The organism is Arthrobacter sp. MP_M4, assembly GCF_035984855.1.
Lineage (GTDB): Bacteria > Actinomycetota > Actinomycetes > Actinomycetales > Micrococcaceae > Arthrobacter.
This window is the reverse complement of sequence record NZ_JAXCHX010000029.1, coordinates 1-16526: the sequence shown is the minus strand read 5'-3', so window position 1 is coordinate 16526 and position 16526 is coordinate 1. Positions and strand designations below refer to the sequence as shown.

19 protein-coding genes are annotated in these 16526 nt (G+C 66.6%); 11 read left to right on the top strand and 8 right to left on the bottom strand.

Annotated elements, in window-relative coordinates; translation table 11 throughout:
* Positions 1-6 precede the first annotated feature (6 nt).
* From RCH15_RS16715 to RCH15_RS16695, 5 genes are read left to right on the top strand one after another with little or no spacing between them, the layout of a single operon-like run.
* A complete protein-coding gene (locus tag RCH15_RS16715) occupies positions 7-957 on the top strand; it encodes an ABC transporter permease (RefSeq protein ID WP_326961783.1) in 951 nt (316 codons plus the stop codon).
* Positions 958-1851 carry an ABC transporter permease gene (locus tag RCH15_RS16710; protein WP_326961782.1) on the top strand — a complete coding sequence of 298 codons (894 nt, stop codon included), beginning with the start codon at positions 958-960 and terminating at the stop codon, positions 1849-1851.
* A gap of 4 nt (positions 1852-1855) precedes the next feature.
* Entirely contained in the window at positions 1856-3685 is a 1830-nt protein-coding gene (locus tag RCH15_RS16705) for a gamma-glutamyltransferase family protein (RefSeq protein ID WP_326961781.1), read from the top strand.
* The gene (locus tag RCH15_RS16700) at positions 3669-5300 is read left to right on the top strand and encodes an ABC transporter ATP-binding protein (RefSeq protein WP_326961780.1); all 1632 of its coding nucleotides are present in this window, start codon (positions 3669-3671) and stop codon (positions 5298-5300) included. Before RCH15_RS16705 ends, RCH15_RS16700 begins: the two co-directional genes overlap by 17 nt.
* Positions 5281-5988: a GntR family transcriptional regulator gene (locus RCH15_RS16695; RefSeq protein ID WP_326961779.1), complete on the top strand. Its 708-nt coding sequence runs from the start codon at positions 5281-5283 to the stop codon at positions 5986-5988. The genes RCH15_RS16700 and RCH15_RS16695 overlap by 20 nt, the downstream gene beginning before the upstream one ends.
* Before the next feature lie 104 nt (positions 5989-6092).
* Here RCH15_RS16695 and RCH15_RS16690 read toward each other — a convergent pair whose 3' ends face one another.
* Positions 6093-6479 (bottom strand): hypothetical protein, encoded by a 387-nt coding sequence (locus RCH15_RS16690; protein WP_326961778.1) that lies wholly within the window; start codon positions 6477-6479, stop codon positions 6093-6095.
* 111 nt (positions 6480-6590) lie between these two features.
* Between RCH15_RS16690 and RCH15_RS16685 the strand changes: the two genes are divergently transcribed.
* Positions 6591-7745: a DUF6226 family protein gene (locus tag RCH15_RS16685; protein ID WP_326961777.1), complete on the top strand. Its 1155-nt coding sequence runs from the start codon at positions 6591-6593 to the stop codon at positions 7743-7745.
* Positions 7746-7787: 42 nt separating this feature from the next.
* On the opposite strand, the gene RCH15_RS16680 is transcribed toward RCH15_RS16685, so the two are convergent.
* Positions 7788-8144, bottom strand: a complete 357-nt coding sequence (locus tag RCH15_RS16680; protein ID WP_326961776.1) for a VOC family protein — start codon at positions 8142-8144, stop codon at positions 7788-7790.
* Between the two features lie 163 nt (positions 8145-8307).
* Between RCH15_RS16680 and RCH15_RS16675 the strand changes: the two genes are divergently transcribed.
* Positions 8308-8880, top strand: coding sequence for a hypothetical protein (locus RCH15_RS16675; protein WP_326961775.1), 573 nt, complete (start codon positions 8308-8310; stop codon positions 8878-8880).
* A gap of 149 nt (positions 8881-9029) precedes the next feature.
* Positions 9030-10301: an acyltransferase family protein gene (locus tag RCH15_RS16670; RefSeq protein WP_326961774.1), complete on the top strand. Its 1272-nt coding sequence runs from the start codon at positions 9030-9032 to the stop codon at positions 10299-10301.
* On the opposite strand, the gene RCH15_RS16665 is transcribed toward RCH15_RS16670, so the two are convergent.
* The 3 genes from RCH15_RS16665 to RCH15_RS16655 form a co-directional block, all read right to left on the bottom strand.
* A complete protein-coding gene (locus tag RCH15_RS16665) occupies positions 10295-10573 on the bottom strand; it encodes a GlcG/HbpS family heme-binding protein (protein WP_326961773.1) in 279 nt (92 codons plus the stop codon). The genes RCH15_RS16670 and RCH15_RS16665 overlap by 7 nt on opposite strands.
* A 219-nt stretch (positions 10574-10792) precedes the next feature.
* Positions 10793-11197 (bottom strand): VOC family protein, encoded by a 405-nt coding sequence (locus RCH15_RS16660; protein ID WP_326961772.1) that lies wholly within the window; start codon positions 11195-11197, stop codon positions 10793-10795.
* A gap of 10 nt (positions 11198-11207) precedes the next feature.
* Complete coding sequence (locus RCH15_RS16655; protein ID WP_326961771.1) at positions 11208-11645, bottom strand: helix-turn-helix transcriptional regulator; 438 nt, start codon at positions 11643-11645, stop codon at positions 11208-11210.
* A gap of 257 nt (positions 11646-11902) precedes the next feature.
* Here RCH15_RS16655 and RCH15_RS16650 point away from each other — a divergent pair, with 257 nt between their 5' ends.
* The gene (locus RCH15_RS16650) at positions 11903-12106 is read left to right on the top strand and encodes a cold-shock protein (RefSeq protein ID WP_024365339.1); all 204 of its coding nucleotides are present in this window, start codon (positions 11903-11905) and stop codon (positions 12104-12106) included.
* 113 nt (positions 12107-12219) lie between these two features.
* Here RCH15_RS16650 and RCH15_RS16645 read toward each other — a convergent pair whose 3' ends face one another.
* The gene (locus RCH15_RS16645; protein WP_326961770.1) at positions 12220-12570 is read right to left on the bottom strand and encodes a hypothetical protein; all 351 of its coding nucleotides are present in this window, start codon (positions 12568-12570) and stop codon (positions 12220-12222) included.
* Positions 12571-12988: 418 nt separating this feature from the next.
* Here RCH15_RS16645 and RCH15_RS16640 point away from each other — a divergent pair, with 418 nt between their 5' ends.
* Together RCH15_RS16640 and RCH15_RS16635 are read left to right on the top strand one after the other, a co-directional pair.
* Complete coding sequence (locus RCH15_RS16640) at positions 12989-13456, top strand: hypothetical protein (protein WP_326961769.1); 468 nt, start codon at positions 12989-12991, stop codon at positions 13454-13456.
* Between the two features lie 108 nt (positions 13457-13564).
* Positions 13565-14317: a ZIP family metal transporter gene (locus tag RCH15_RS16635; RefSeq protein ID WP_326961768.1), complete on the top strand. Its 753-nt coding sequence runs from the start codon at positions 13565-13567 to the stop codon at positions 14315-14317.
* Between the two features lie 154 nt (positions 14318-14471).
* On the opposite strand, the gene RCH15_RS16630 is transcribed toward RCH15_RS16635, so the two are convergent.
* Both RCH15_RS16630 and RCH15_RS16625 read right to left on the bottom strand, forming a co-directional pair.
* Positions 14472-15365 (bottom strand): glucose 1-dehydrogenase, encoded by an 894-nt coding sequence (locus RCH15_RS16630; RefSeq protein ID WP_326961767.1) that lies wholly within the window; start codon positions 15363-15365, stop codon positions 14472-14474.
* Between the two features lie 492 nt (positions 15366-15857).
* Positions 15858-16526, bottom strand: a 669-nt coding sequence (locus RCH15_RS16625; RefSeq protein WP_326961766.1) for a hypothetical protein, incomplete at its 5' end; no start/stop codon positions are given.

Below are 16526 nucleotides of genomic sequence, written 5' to 3'. Positions count from 1 at the left end.
CCTCCCATGACCCGCTATCTCTGGACCCGACTCTGGCAGTCCCTGGTCACTTTGGTCCTGGCCTCCCTGGTGATTTTCATCGGCATCCGGCAACTCCCCGGCGATCCCGCGATCGCCATGGCCGGGGAGGAGGCCAGCCCGGAACAGCTCGAGGCCGTCCGCTCCCAGCTGGGCCTGGACCAGCCCCTCCCGGCGCAGTACCTCAGCTTCATCGGCCGGCTCCTGCACGGGGACCTCGGCCAGTCCACCCGCACCGGCACCCCGGTCACGGACCTGATCGCCACCACGCTGCCCGTCACCCTCTGGCTCTCCGCCTACGCGATCGTGCTCGCCGTCGTCGCCGGCATCCTCCTGGGCGTCATCTCCGAACGGTTCCGCGGCCGCTGGCCCGAGTGGGTTTCGAACGCCGTCGCCCTGGTGGGACTCTCGGTGCCGAGCTTCTGGCTGGGCCTGCTCGCGATCCTCTACCTCGCCGTCAACCTCGGCTGGTTCCCCGCCTCCGGGTACGTGAACGTCCTGGAGGACCCGGTGCGGGGCCTGTACTACCTGACACTGCCGGCCATCATCCTGGGCACCGCGCTGGCAGCGGTGATTCTGCGGCAGACCCGCGCGTCGATGATCGAGACCATGAGCACCGACTATGTCCGGACCGCCAACGCGAAGGGCCTCAGCGGCGGCCGGGTGCTGTTCCGCTACGGGCTGCGCAACTCCCTGATTGTGGTGGTCACCATTGTGGGGCTGCAGCTGGGCGGGTTGATCTCCGGAGCCGTGGTCACGGAACGGATCTTCGCGCTGCCGGGCTTCGGCAAGCTCACCCTCGACGCCGTGTTCACCCGCGACTATCCCGTCATCCAGGCCGTGGTGCTCATCATCACCGTGAGCTACATCGTGATCAACCTCGCGGTGGACATCCTGTACTCGGTCATCAATCCGAAAATCCGAGTGGGAGTCAACTAAATGGCCATCACCGAAATCCGCCCCGCAGCGCTGGACTCAGCAGGACTGGGCTCCGCCCGCGGCCGCATCTGGAAATCACTGCGCCGCAACCCGCTGGGCCTCACCGGCGGCATCATGCTGGCCCTGGTGCTCATTGTGGCGCTCTTCGCGCCGCTCATTGCCCCCTACGATCCCGCGCAGGTGCACTTCAACACCCCGTTCCAGAAGCCCGGCACCGTCGGGTTCCTGCTCGGCACCGACGACCTGGGCCGGGACATCTTTTCCCGCCTGGTGTTCGGCGTCCGCGCCTCCCTGATCGTCGGGGTGCTCTCCGTCCTGCTCTCGGTCCTGGTGGGCGCCCCGCTGGGCCTGCTGGCGGGCTACTGGAAGTGGCTGGACGTCATCATCTCCCGCCTCACCGACGTGACACTGGCCTTCCCGTTCCTGATCATCGCCGTGGGCCTGGTGGCCATCAGCGGCCCCAGCCTGGCCAACGCGGCGGTAGCCCTGGGCATCGCCCACATCCCGGCCATGATCCGGGTGGTCCGCGGCGAAACCCTGCGGATCAAGGAAAGCGATTTTGTGCTGGCAGCCAAGACCATGGACGCCTCCGGCGGGCGGATCATCTTCCAGCACGTGCTGCCCAACACGGCGTCGGCCCTGATCGTGCAGGCTACGGTGATCATGCCGGTCGCCGTGATCGGTGAGGCCCTGCTGTCCTTCCTGGGCCTGGGCATCCAGCCGCCCTCACCTAGCCTGGGCATCATGCTCTCCGACGCCCAGCAGTACATCTTCCGCTCACCCACCGCCGCGATCATCCCGGGCATCGGCATCGCCGTCATCTGCCTGGCCTTCAACCTCTTCGGGGACGCCCTGCGTGACGCCCTGGACCCCACAGCCTCCAGCCGAAAGTAACCCCATGACCTACACCACCCCCGATTCCTTCACCACCCGTCCCACCCTGCAGGGGACCTTCGGAATGACCGCCTCCACCCACTGGCTCGCGACGGCGTCCGCGCAGGCCGTGCTGGAACGCGGCGGCAACGCCTTCGACGCCGCCGTCGCCGGAGCCTTTGTGCTGCACGTCGTGGAACCGCACCTGAACGGCCCGGGCGGGGACATGACCGGCGTCTTCGTCACCGCCGGCGCGCCCGCCGAACCCGTCGTGCTGATGGGCCAGGGCCCGGCCCCCGCCGCGGCCACGCGGGAACACTACCTGGCCGAAGGCCTGGAACTGGTGCCCGGCGCCGGCGGGCTGGCCGCCGCCGTTCCCGCCGCCGTCGACGCCTGGCTCCTCCTGCTCCGGGACCACGGCACCTGGGAACTGTCCGAGGTCCTGGCCTTCGCGATCGGGTACGCCCGGGACGGCCACCCGGTCCTGGACCGGGTAGGCAGCACCATCGCCTCCGTCAAGGAGCTCTTCACCGAGCACTGGCCGACGTCGGCCGCCCTCTGGATGCCGGAGGGCAGGATTCCGGCCGGCGGCGACCTCGTCAAAAACGGCGCCTACGCCGATGTCCTGGACCGGCTGATCGCCGCCGGCGGGTCCGCGGACGACGGCGGTGCCGGGTCCCGGGAATCCCGGATCGACGCCGCCCGGCGCGAATGGAGCGAAGGCTTCGTGGCGAAGGCCGCGGTGGAATTCCTGGCCACCCCGCACCGCCACTCCTCCGGCACGGACCACGCCGCGGTCATCACCGAGGCGGACTTCGCGGCCTGCAGCGCCTCCTACGACACCGCCACCACGCTGGAATTCCGCGGCCACACCATCGCCAAGACCGGCCCCTGGGGCCAGGGCCCGGCCCTGCTGCAGACCCTGGCCATCCTGGACGGCTACCCGGACGAGTACCTCGACCCCTCCACCGCCCTCGGCGCGCACACCATCCTGGAAGCGCAGAAGCTCGCCATCGCCGACCGCGAGGCGTACTACGGGGACGCTGCCGTGCCTCTGGACCACCTGCTGAGTCCGGAGTACGCCGCCGCCCGCCGCGACCTGATTACGGACCAGGCCTCGCACGAGTTCCGTCCGGGCACCGTCCCCGGCCACGAGCCGTTCGTTCCGCCGCTGCGCACCGAATACCTGCCGCCGTCGCACCCGGGCAAAGGCGAACCGTTGTTTGCCGGCGTCGGCGAACCCACGGTCATGCCCACCGGGGAAACCCGCGGAGACACCTGCCACATCGATGTGGTGGACCGGTGGGGGAACATGATCTCAGCGACCCCCTCCGGCGGCTGGCTGCAGTCCTCGCCCGCCATCCCCGAGCTGGGTTTCTGCCTCGGCTCCCGGCTGCAGATGACCTGGCTGGAAGACGGCGCCCCCTCCACCCTCACCGCAGGCAAGCGTCCGCGCACCACCCTGACCCCCACCCTGGTCCTCAAAGACGGCAAACCGGTCACCGCACTTGGATCGCCGGGCGGGGACCAGCAGGACCAGTGGCAGCTGCTCTACCTGCTCCGGACCCTGGTGGGCGGGTACTCGCCGCAGGAAGCCGTGGACGCGCCCGCGCTGCACACCACCTCCATCCCGGGATCCTTCTGGCCCCGGACCTGGACGCCCGGCGGCGCCGTCGTCGAGGACCGCCTCGGCGAGGACGTCATTGATGAGCTGGAACGCCGCGGCCACGTGGTGACCCGCGCCGGAGACTGGGCCCTGGGCCGGCTCTCCTGCGTGGTCTCCGATCCCGAAACCGGCGTGCTGAAGGCCGCCGCCAACCCCCGAGGAGCCCAGGGCTATGCAGCAGGACGCTAACAACAAGGACGCACCTCTGCTCTCCGTCCGGAACCTGGAGGTCAGCTACGGCGCCGCGCCGGTGTTGGAGAGCGTCAGCTTTGACCTTAAAAAGGGCGAGCGGGTGGCGATCGTGGGCCAGTCCGGTTCCGGTAAATCCACAGTGATCGGCGCCATCCTGGGTCTGCTCCCGGGCAGCGGCCGGATTTCCCGGGGCTCCATCCTGCTCGAGGACACGGATCTGGCGGATCTGAGCGGGAAGCAGATGCGCGGGATCCGCGGCACCCGGATCGGCCTGGTACCGCAGGACCCGATGTCCAACCTGAACCCCGCCATGAAGGTCGGCGCGCAAGTGGCGGACGCCCTCGTCAGCAACGGCCTGCGCGGCCGGGCGGCGGTGAAGCAGCGCGCCGTCGAACTCATGGCCGAAGCCGGGATTCCTGACGCCGGACGCCGGTACGGGCAGTACCCGCACGAATTCTCCGGCGGGATGCGCCAGCGGGTACTGATCGCAATCGCGCTCGCCGGTGAACCGGACCTGCTGATCGCCGACGAACCGACGTCGGCGCTGGACGTCACCGTGCAGCGGCAGATCCTGAACCACTTGCAGACCCTGGTGGACGCCCGCGGCACCTCACTGCTCTTCGTCACCCACGACCTCGGGCTGGCCGCGGACCGCACGGACCGGATCATCGTGATGGCGGACGGCCGGATCGTGGAGACGGGGACGCCGGAGGAAATCCTGTTCGACCCGCAGGAGGATTACACCGCGCGCCTGGTTGCCGCGGCACCGTCGGCCAGCCTGCTCCCCGGCGCCGGGCTGACCGCGGACCCACTGGCCAGCCGGGCACCCGAACCGGTGCTGACGGTGAGGAACCTGTCCAAGGTCTTCAAACTGCGCGGCCAGCGCGGCGGGGTGATCCAGGCGGTGGACGACGTCTCCTTCAGCGTCGAACGCGGCACCACCACCGCCGTCGTCGGCGAATCGGGCTCGGGCAAGAGCACGCTGGCGCGGATTGTGCTGGGACTCGAGACCGCCTCCGGGGGAGAGGCGCTCATCAACGGCGGCAGCCTCGCCACCACCAACGTCCGTGAGCGGCGGGCCCTGCGCCGGATCGTTCAACCGGTGTTCCAGGACCCCTACGGATCCCTGGATCCGACGTACTCGATTGAACGGTTGATCGACGAGCCGCTGCGGATTTTCGGCGTCGGGAACAAGGAAAGCCGGCGCCAGCGGGTGGGCGAACTTCTGGACCAGGTGGCCCTGCCGCGCACGGTGGCCCAGCGCCGGCCCAACGAACTCTCCGGCGGCCAGCGCCAGCGCGTGGCGATCGCCCGGGCGCTGGCACTCGAACCCGACGTTCTCATCTGCGACGAGGCCGTCTCGGCCCTCGACGTGCTGGTGCAGGAACAAATCCTGGATCTGCTGGGGGAACTGCAGGATAGGCTGGGCCTGAGCTACCTGTTCATCACCCATGATCTGGCCGTCGTCCGGCAGATCGCACACAATGTGGTGGTCATGAAAACCGGAAAAGTGGTGGAATCGGGCAGCGTGGACCAGGTCTTCCTGGCTCCGACCGCCGACTACACCCGAGAACTACTTGGAGCTATTCCTGGTGCAGCATTCGCTAGATAGCGCGGACACCGCCCCCCGCCAGCGCGTCCAGGACGAGATCCGCCGCGACATCATTTTCGGGATCCTCCCGGCGGGCAGCCGCATCACCGAAACGGCGTTGGCGCACAAGTACGGGATCTCCCGGGTGCCGGTCCGGGAGGCCCTGCGCGCCCTGGAAGTCGAGGGCTTCGTGGAATCCAAGCCCTTCGCCGGGTCCACGGTGTCCGCCATTCCGGTCGATGACGCGGACGATCTCTTCGCGATCCGGGAAGCACTGGAAGCAGCCACCGCGCGGCGGGCCGCCCGGAACGCGGCCGCGCAGTTTGCCGCCGGCGGCCCGGACCCGGCGTGGTGGAAAACCCGCAAGGACCTGGCTGTGCTGCTGGAAGAGGGGGATAAAGCGGTGGCCGACGGGCGGATTGATCTCCTGCCCGAGCTCAACATCCGCTTCCACCTCGGGATCGCGGACCTGAGCCGTAGTTCGTCCCTGACGGCGCTGCTCCGGCAGATTTCGGGGAAAATCGAGTGGCTGTACGCCTCCGACGTCGACAACCGGGGAAAAAGTTCCTGGCGCGAACACCGCACCATCATGGCGGCTATCGATGCGGGGAACGTGCTGGAGGCCGAGCAGGGCATGGCCGCGCATGTCCACAGCTCAAGGCTGGGGTACCTGACCCGGTTCTCACCCGACGGCGCACCCTCAGCGTAGCCGGACCTGCCGACGCTGTGGCGTCCCGGGAGTCGACGCCGACGCCCACCCAGAAGGGGAGTTCCCCGCCGTCGTGGATCTTTTCGCCGTCGTATCGGCGGCGGTCACCGGCCACCCTTCGCGAGGTAGTCCCGGCCGTCGTAGTGCAGGTCCAGGGTTGCGATCACGCCGCCGTGGAAGGTGAAGAATTCGGCGAACCGGACCCTGCCGGCGGGCATCTCGGCGTCGTACAGGACCGCGGACCCGTGCCCGCTGTGCACCTCGCGGACCACGTCGATGCTTCGAACGGTCGCAATGAAGCCCTTCACGCCGTGGAGGAACCCGTCCGTGGCATTAGGAATGTGGCCCGCGAGGCAGCCGGTGAAATCGAGGTGGTCCGAGAGTAGTTCGCGGAGCCTCTGCCCCTCATCAAAGGCGTCGATTCCTGCGACAAGGACGCGGTAGTACTCCTGGAGTGTTGCCGGCGCGGACGCCGAGACGGTGCTGGCCACGGAGTCCTCCCTCGCTGGTGAACGTGCTTTCGACGATGGAGTGTTGGCTATTTCTTGTCAAGTACTTCATTGCTCTCGGAGCCCAAGGGGCCCGCGGACTAGGATCCAGCTATGGGGACATCAGAGGACTTGTTCGATGGGCCGCCCGCGGAATTGCCGGCACCCATGCCGCGGCGTACGGCGCTATACCGGCCGGGGCCAGGCCCGGCCGTGGTCCGGCATGTGAGGGGTTATGCGCCCTTCGTTGACTTCTGCGCCGACCAGGGAGCCCGGCCCGGAGAACTGGCCGCCGACCCTGAACAGCTCATCCGGTTCCTGCGCACGTCCGGCCCGGAGATTGCGGGCGATGGCACGCTCGGCGAAGCGGCGGCCATCTTCGCCGGGAACACCATCGCCCGGATGCGGGCCGACGCGCAGTGGACCGCATACGAAGCGGCCCCTCCTCTGGTCGGAAACCGGAACAAACAGTTCGAGGTCGGCCGCCTGATCGATCGACTGTGCGACGCCGACGACGCTGCGGTCCAAGGGCTCGTGGCCGTGCTGCTGGACTGGGCCCGGGACGAGCCGGAGGAGCCACCGCAAATGCCGCCCCTCCCGGCACCCCCGAAGACCGGGCAACCGCGCTATGTCCGGCCGGCTCTTCCCACGGAGACCTACTACACCCGCAAGGGCGAGCTCATACCGTACGGCCGGCACTGGGGCGCCGGCGGGCCGGACCCGGACTCGTACAGCGTGGACAGCCACCCCGAGCGTTTCGCCGGCCTCCACGCCGTCGCCCGTGCCCTGATCGACCATCTCACGGCCGTGTACGACGTCGACGTCCAGGACGATCCGGTCCTCGCCGAGGAGTTGCTGATGCGGGGCGGGGAGGTACTGCAGGCGGTCAAGCTCACCCCTCGCGACTCCGGAGCGGCCTCCCTGACCTTTGTGTTGACCGGATATCCGGGAGTGATGGTGCACGCCGGGCTGCTCCACGACTTCCCGTTCCCGTCCTGCGGCTGCGATGCCTGTGACGAGACGGTTGAGACAGTGGCGGACCGGCTGGAGATGCTGGTGCTCACGGTCGCGGCCGGCGGCTACAGCGAACGGTATCCGGTGGGCCGCAAACGCTGGAGCGAATACGCTTTGACCGCATGGGACGGCTCCGGCTCCGAAAGCGGCCGCGGCGAACCGGGCCCCTTAACCGCCGCCCGGCTTCACGATGCTGAGCTCCGGTTGCGGGAGGCGGCCGGCGGATGGAGTGCCTGGCCGCTGCGCAGGAACTGACGGGCGCTTCGTGCGGCCTGTCCGAACGCCCAACCAGCGGAACTAGCCTTTCTTTCGGGCCCCCAGAATGCAGAACTCGTTGCCTTCCGGATCCTCAAGTACAGTCCACGGCTGCTCACCTTGACCAACATCGACTCTGCGGGCACCAAGGGAAACCATCCGCTCGACCTCGGCCGCTGGATTCTCCGGGCGAAAATCGAGGTGCAGACGATTCTTCGTCACCTTCGAATCCGCCACCGGCACAAAGACCAACCCTGGCAACCGGTCCGGTGCAGAGCGAATTTCGAACTCATCGTCAGCTTCGAAGGTCACAACCCAACCCAGAGCATTCGCCCACCACCGTCCGAGTTCGGCCGGCCGCGCCGAGTCAACAACTACCTGTTCCCATTCAAGACTCATGCGTTCCACCCTAATGAGCCGGACCGCGGCCCGGTCAAGAATCCCTGAGCGTGCACTGGCAGCCCTGGCCGCCATGGTCCGCCCTGATGGCGCAACGGCTTGCCGGTGAGGGCAAATCCGCACCTTCCGGGATTAGTCAGGACGTTGTAGGTACTCTGTGGGAATGTCAGCCGCACTCGTCATCAAGCTTTTGATCATTGTGTTCGTTTCCGTCGCCCTCGCAGGGGGCGTCTGGTGGATGCGTAAGCACCCCAACCGCTCCAAGAAATACCCCGAACAGCTTCGCATGCCCAAGATCGTGCCGATTGTCGGCTGGCTTTTCCTCGGCGTGGGTCTTCTTATGGGACTGGTCGCCTTCTCTCTGGATGACGCCCGCGACCCCGTAGGGTTCCGCATTGCTTCCGCCGCCATTGTTCTGGGTGGGCTGGTGTTCCTGATCATGTACCACAACTGGTATGTGGCCCCGCGGGCCGACGAGGTGGCTTTCCGCGGCCTGCTCGGCAAGGAACACGTACTTCCGTACCATGACATCGCCGAATACCGGCGGCTGGAGATGAACCGACAGCCGCTCTTGACAATCAAGTCCATCCACGGCGTGAAGCTCAGCCTGAACACCAGAATCTATGACATGACCCCCCTGCTGCGGGCCATCGATTTCCACCAGGCCACCGGCCGCTGGCCCGGACGAGGCGAACTGACTCCGGCACAATTCGGCGCGGACCAGTTCCGTAAGTGATCGACCGGTTCACGTCGATGGAGGAGCCCCAAAGGTTGTGGCGCGGACCGGACACAAAGCGCTAACCGAAGCCCCCGACGTCGTACTCCGAACGCCGCGGGGAGGCGTGGACCCCAAACCAAATGTAACGAACTGGTAACATTGAGTGGATGCGCTCCAAGTCAGGTCAAACCCGAGTCACGCAACTGGATGGCCTCCGGGGCATCGCAGCCCTGGTGGTGGTTGCCTGCCACATCCTCTCCACCCTGCCGGGAATCGGCAGCGTTGTGGAAGGCGACCGTTCCGCAGGACTCTCCACAGCGGGGGAGTGGGCGGTCTTCTCGCCGCTGCACATCCTCTGGAACGGCACCCCGGCGGTGCACGTCTTTTTCGTGCTCTCCGGCTTCGTCCTGGTCCTGCCATTCACCCGGCCAGGAGCCAAGGGCTGGGGGCAGTACTACGCCAAGCGCTTCTTCCGCCTCTACGTGCCGGCCTGGGCGTCCCTGGTGGTGGCGGTGGCGCTGATTCTGCTCATTCCCCGCACGGCGTCGCCCCTGCAGAGCCCGTGGGCGGACATGTATGTGGTTGATCCCACGGTGGGGCAGGTGCTCAAGGACGCGTCGCTGATGCTGAACGCCAGCACCATCAACACTCCGTTGTGGTCGCTCAAATGGGAGGTGGCATTCTCGCTCCTGCTCCCCGCCTATGTATTTCTCGCCCTCCGCTGGCGGCGGTTCTGGTCCCTGAAAATCGGCGTGGCGCTGCTGCTGGCTTTTGTGGGAGCGGTACAGGACATTGAGTGGCTGTCCTATCTTCCGATCTTCGCCATCGGCGCCGTCCTCGGTGTCGAGCGGGCGCGCATCGGTGAGCTGACCCGGCGCTGGCCCCGCTTTGTCTGGTTCTTCGTGGCCGCGGCAGGCTTGTTCCTGGCCAACGCGGAATGGATCAGCCCCGAGAAGCCGATCACCGGCGTCCGCGCCGTCGTGACCGTTGGTGCGATGCTGCTGGTCCTGCTGTTTGTGTTCTGTGCATCGGCTGCCCGCCTCGGCAATACTGCCGTCGCGCAGTGGCTGGGACGCGTCTCCTTCAGCCTTTACCTGGTGCACCTGCCGATCATCCTGGCCGGCGTCACCTTGCTGCGATCGGTCTCGCTTCCGCTGGCGCTCGCGGTCTCGGTGGCCGCCTCGCTGGTGATCGCCGAGCTGTTCTTCCGCTACGTGGAGCAGCCCTCCCACCGGCTGTCGATGGCCGCGGGCCGGGCCGTGGGCCGCCGGAGCCGCCGCGACGCCGCCCCGGCGAGCGCAGTCACCGCCGCCCCGGCGGTCACGGCCGCACCGGCGAGCGCAGTCACCGCCGCACCGGCGGGCCCGGCCACTCCGCACCACACAGTGCCGTCCGCGGCTGTCCCGACGCGCACGCCCGTGGGGGCCAGCCGTCAGTAGGCCCCGGCTCCGGCCTCGGCGACCTCCTGGTCTTGTTCAGTGGTTCCGGTGGACACCCCGATCACGCCCATGATCCGGCCGTCGCGCACCAGCGGGATGCCGCCGGGGAAAACCACCAACCGCCCGCCGTGGGCGTCGCTCAGCCCGTGAATGGGCCCGTGCGGCCGGGTGGCTTCCTGCAGATCGCCGGTCTCGCACTGGAAGGCAATGGACGTGTAGGCCTTGTTGATCGCGATGGTGATGGAGCCGATCGGTGGGAGTAGTGCGCCCACTCAAACACGCCACCGTTAGCCAACCTAGGAAGTTTCCCGTGGGTGTTGTGCCCCTGAAGGAAATAGTTGATTCGGCCTTCAACGCCCGCTACGGCGTGCCGGCGTTGCGGTGAATGCAACGGGTCTGGGCGGGACGCGGCCGGAAAGAAGAGGGATTATCAGGTGGTGAGAACGAGCCGGCGGGCCGCACACGGCTGCGGCCCGCCGGATGGTGCGGCCTCAGGCGGCCTGGTTGAAGCGGACCATGTTCCCGGACGGGTCGCGGAACGCGCAGTCGCGCGGGCCCCACGGCTGGACGATGGGTTCCTGAAGGACCTCCGCGCCGGAAGCCCGGACCTTCTCGAACGTGGCGTCCAAATCGTCGGTGCGGAACACGAGGATGGGGAGGGCGCCCTTGACGAGCAGCTGCTGGAGGGCGTCGCCGTCGTCCTGGGAGCGGCCGGCGTGCGGAACGGACAGCACCAGCTCCAGATCGGGTTGGGCCGCGCTGCCCAGCGTGACCCAGCGCTGCCCGTCCGAGCCGACGTCGTTGCGGACTTCCAGGCCGAGCACGTCCCGGTAAAACGCGAGCGATTCGTCGAGATCGTTGACGGTAATTTGTGAATACTGCAGTGAAATGTTCATGTCTTCCACGCTAGGCCAGGGGCTGCGGGGGCGCTTCTTCAATCCTGCTCGGTTTGCGTTCGGGCCGCGTGCGCAGCTTCGCGATGCACGAGGGCATGACCTTCACCCCGTGGTGCTGCCGGGACCGGTACTCGCTCGGCGGCATCCCGACGATTTCCGTGAAGCGTGAGCTGAACGATCCCAGCGAGGTGCAGCCCACTTCCATGCAGGCGTCCGTCACGCTGGCGCCGGCCCGCAGCAGCGCCATGGCGCGTTCGATCCGCCGGGTCATGAGGTAGTTGTAGGGCGTCTCGCCGTACGCGGCCTTGAACTGGCGGGAGAAGTGCGCCGGGGACATGAGGGCGCCGGCGGCCATGGTGGGCACATCGAGCGGCCGGGCGTAGTCGCGGTCGATCAGGTCCCGGGCCCGGCGCAGATGCGCCAGGTTGGCCAACTCCTGCGGTGTCATGCCGCCAGTCTAGAACCGGACAGGGTCCACGGGGAGCCCGAAAGGACCGGCCGCCGGCACCCTGCCAGCCGCGGTGGTAATTCGTCCCGGAAATCTCCTGTAGGGTTGATCCTGTTGTTGTGTTTATGCAGTTCGTAGTTCAGGCAGTACGCAAGGTTGCAAGACCTTGTTCTTCTGAAGCAGCGGTTTTGAGCACCCCACACCGGAGGACCCGAAAGTCGGGATTTTTCCTCTACCTTCACGAAGGACAAAAAATAATGGCTACTGGTACCGTCAAATGGTTTAACGCTGAAAAGGGCTTCGGCTTCATTTCCCCCGATGACTCCTCACAGGACGTCTTCGCACACTACTCCGCGATCGCCTCTTCCGGCTTCCGCTCACTCGAAGAGAACCAGAAGGTCTCCTTCGAAACCGAGCAGGGCCCCAAGGGTCCCCAGGCCGTAAACATCCAGGCTCTCTAAGACTTAGCTTTCAGCTAACTCTTCTGAGTACGGAACCTTACAGGTTTCGAGCAGGGTCCGTCTTTGACGGGCCCTGCTCTTGTTTAACCCGGGTCCGCTGGTTCAACCAGCTCTCAGCCCGCGGCGTTGTAGTCGAAATACACTGTGGCCGGCGGAGGGCCCTGCAGCATCTCGGCCGTCAGCCCGTGCAGGGTGACCAGATTCTTCCGGAACCAGACGTCGTAGGGATCTTCCGACGTCGCGATGGACCGGAAAGCCTCGGCCAGGTTGTCGGCCTCATGGAACAGGCAGACGAAGTCCCCCTGCGGCGTCTGCATAAGGCTGGCGACCTCACGGGTGACGCCCATGCGTTTTCTCGAACGTGCATGGTCCTCTCCCCGCGGGCCGCTCATCTCCGCGTCGAGCGCCTTCCATTCCTCAAGTTTTCCGGGCAGGATGGGTGCGAACCAGGTAATGCATTCCATGACAGATTTCCTTCCACGCAGTAGTGCGCACGGTGGCAATTCCATCGGTACAGCTGCATGGTAGTCCCGCGGGCGGTGCCGGGACAGGGCTCCGGGAAACGGAACCGTACGCGTTCCTGCAGTCAACAATGCGCTGACCGCAGCGGATCCCTGCAGGCACGCCCCAGTTCCGGCAACCGAGAAAAGGGGCCGTGCCGCTCCCGTGCGTCGCCGAGATATCTCTGGACACCCGCTCCCACGCGGGAGCATCCTGAACGTGTGCGCACTGGGTGCGGCAAGCGGCAATGGTGCGTAAAGCGGCAGCAGAGCGGGGGAGCCGGGCTCCGCTTGCAGCAACTGGGGCCGTCCGCGCACTCTGCGGGCGGTGGCCCCGTATCAGGGCGCGGACACAATCGGCGAGGGAAGCGGGCATCACATCATGGACGAAACATCCGATCCGCGGCATCGACTGTCCGCCCGTATCGAGGAAAAGCAATTGGCCGTCCGCACCTATCTGAGCAGACAGCGGCCCCGGCGCGTCCGACTGGCCAACATCAGCATTGTCGGCAGCGCATTGGCCGCAGCACTCACGGCCGGTCCCGCCGTCGGCGGCACGGGATTCACCAACGGCGTGGCCGAGCTCTTCAACCTGAGCGATGATTCGCTGGTGTGGCGCGTACTGTGCCTGCTCGCGGTGATTCTCTCCATCGCCGCGGCGCTGTCCACGAATTTTGCCACGTCCCATTCGCTGGCGGACCGGGTGAGCGCGGCCGAGACCTGCAGCGCACAGCTGGAGGGGCTGCAGGTCGCGTTGACCTTCGGGCACATCGAGATCGAAGAGGCGGTCAAGCTGTATCAGCAGTACACCACCCAGGTGGCGTTTGTAGAGGCGCTACCGGCGCGCTGACGTACGGCCGCCTTCGAAATCTGCAACAATTCTGAAGGCGCGCAGCGGTTCGCCGCGCCGTCTTCTCCTCTGACGAAACAGGCTTTGCGGCCGTGGAAGGTACATCACATGCCAATGTGGGCGCAGGCCATGCTCTGGGGAACCCTGGCAGGCGGAGCCCTGGTTCTGGGTTCCTGGCTGTCCTGGCAATGGACCATTCCGAAGAAGCTGGTCTCCTCGATCATGGCTTTCGGCGCCGGCGTGCTCATCTCCGCCCTCGCCTTCGAATTGGTGGACGAAGCCGTCAAGGGCGGCGGGCTCTGGCCTACCGCCGCAGGGTTCCTGGCCGGGGCGGTGGTGTACGTCGGCGCCAACACGCTGTTGGCGCGGGCCGGGGCCAAACACCGGAAGCGGTCAGGGGGCAAGCAGCCCTCCGAGAAGGACAGCCCCGGCAGCGGCACGGCGATCGCCGTCGGCGCCCTCCTGGACGGCATCCCGGAATCCGTAGTCCTTGGCCTCGGGCTTGTCACCGCCGGAACCGTCAGCCCGGCCATGCTGGCGGCCGTGTTCATTTCCAACGTCCCTGAGGGACTTTCCAGCACCGCCGGCATGAAGAAGGCCGGCCGCAGCGCGACGTACGTCTTCGGTGTCTGGACCGGCATCGCCCTGCTTTGCGGTCTGGCCTCGCTCCTTGGCTTCACCGCACTGGAAGCCGCCCCCGACGAAGCGGTGGCCTTCATCACGGCGGTGGCGGCCGGCGCGATCCTGGCCATGCTGGCTGACACGATGATTCCCGAGGCGTTCGAGGAGCACCACAACCTCACCGGGCTGGTGGCCGCCGTCGGCTTCCTGAGCGCCTTTACCATCCACACCCTCGGGTGATAAGTGGCGCCACCGGGGCGCGGAACCCGCCCCACGATGGCGGGTCCACGACAGCGGGCCCTTCCCGGCGGCTGGAAAGCCGTCCCGGAAGAGCCCGCGTGGTGTTGGTCCGCGTGGTGTTGGATTGCATTGGACACCGGCGCGGGAACGAGACCTAAGGCGTAGGCATACCGCCATTGACGTTGAGGGTCTCACCAATCACATAGCTGGACTCCGCAGAGGCGAGGAACACGTAGGCCGGTGCCAATTCAGCCGGCTGGCCGGCGCGGCCCAGCGGGGTTTCCTTGCCGAACTCCGGCAGATCCTCGGTCAGCTGACCGCCACTGGGCTGCAGCGGCGTCCAGATGGGGCCGGGAGCCACCGCATTGACGCGGATGCCCTGCGGTGCGAGCTGCTGGGCCAGTCCCTTGGTGAAGTTGTTGATCGCGCCCTTGGTGGAGGCGTAGTCCACCAGGGTTTCCGAGGGGCTGTACGCCTGGATGGACGTGGTGTTGATGATGGCCGATCCTGCCGGGAGGTGGGGGATGGCCTCTTTGGTCAACCAGAACATGGCGTACACGTTGGTCTTGTAAGTGTGGTCAAACTCGACGTCGGTGATGTCGCCAAGCGCCTTCTGCGCCACCTGCTTGCCGGCGTTGTTGACCAGGATGTCCAGCCCGCCGAGCTCCCGCACGGCAGTTTCGACGAGGTCCCGGCACACAGCGGAGTCCTTGAGGTCGCCCGGCACCTTGACCGCCTTGCGGCCGGCCTTTTCAATCAGGTTGGCGATGCGGGCTGCGTCCTCTTCCTCTTCGGGGAGGTAAGACATGACGACGTCGGCCCCTTCGCGGGCGAAGGCGATGGCCGTCGCGGCGCCGATGCCGGAATCCGCGCCGGTGATGAGCGCCTTGCGGCCTTCCAGCCGGCCGGTGCCGCGGTAGGTGTCTTCGCCGAGGTCCGCCTTGGGCGTCATCTTGACGTCGAGGCCGGGCTCGGGCTGGGTCTGCTCGGGCGGTTCGATCTGCTCGTAGGCCGTTACCGGGTTCTTGAACGTGTACTGGTCAGTCATGATGTTCCTCCGGATGGTTCGGTATCGGTGTCCGGCGTTCCGTTGCCGGCGCCGCACACATGCTAAGCATGCTTAGCTTCCACCCTAGTCAGGGGGAGGGTTCCGGCGCAACGGGACGGACTGGGCGCCTGCATCTACTTATCGCCGGAACGCGAACATCCAATGCGCCGGCCCTGGCCTGGTTGGGCTGGGGAAACGCCTCTGACTGAAACCGCCTCCGCGCGGGCGGCGATTGACGCCTTCGTCCGGTTCGTTCGCTGGTTACTCAACTGGGCCAGCGGCGACGCATTGCAGTTAACCCACAGCTGCTATATCGAAGCTGCCGTCGCTCGCTAGACCGTCCCGACCTTGAATGGTGCCGCCGTTAGCCAGCCACGAGGACTCAACGTGGCCGTGCACCGCAGCAGGAACGTCCGAAGCTCATGGTTGCCAGATTCAGCGCGAAGGCGCCTCTGACCATGGCCCGAAGCGCCTTCGCATAGCAAAGGGAGGTCAGGGGCCGAGCAACGCGCAGCCGTCAGTTACCCTGCCCGGACCGGAGAACAGCCGCTTTTCCGTTCCATCTGGATTGAGGGCGTAGTAGACATTGCCCGTGGTGAGAAAGAGGCCCTCCAGATGCTTGCCGGTGACTTCGGGAACGATGATGAGGTTCCTTCCGGTCGACCTGATCTCCTGACTGCCGTCGAGCAGGACCTGTATATGAGTTGACCCGGTGATGACGTAACTGACTGTCTTCCCGGAAGGACCGGTCAGGGTAATCGTGGCACCCGGAGAGATTCCAATAAAGCGGTCGCCGGGCAGGCCGATGAGTTTTGACTTACCTGAGAGTTGGCCCGTGACGTCGAAACCCGGGCAGGCGGACTTCAGTACCTCCTGCAGGCTGAATGGTTCGGCCGGGCTCGGGGTTGGCTTGTTTGGATGGGGAACAGCTCGAAGCCGTGCGGCGGCGGGGAAGGCGTGCCGCCTGGTGTGAGTCAGTTCACGGAGGTCATATTTCCGGAAGTGGACGTGGCGCGCGGGTTCTAGCTGGCTGCTTCGGCGCCGTTCCGGGGGTTTTGGGGGTGTGGGAGGGCGCGGGGGGTGGATTTGTGGTTGGTCGTGGGGGTGTGTATTGTTGTTCGAGTCGCCGCCGCTGTTGCGGAGAGTGCGACCGACCCCCTT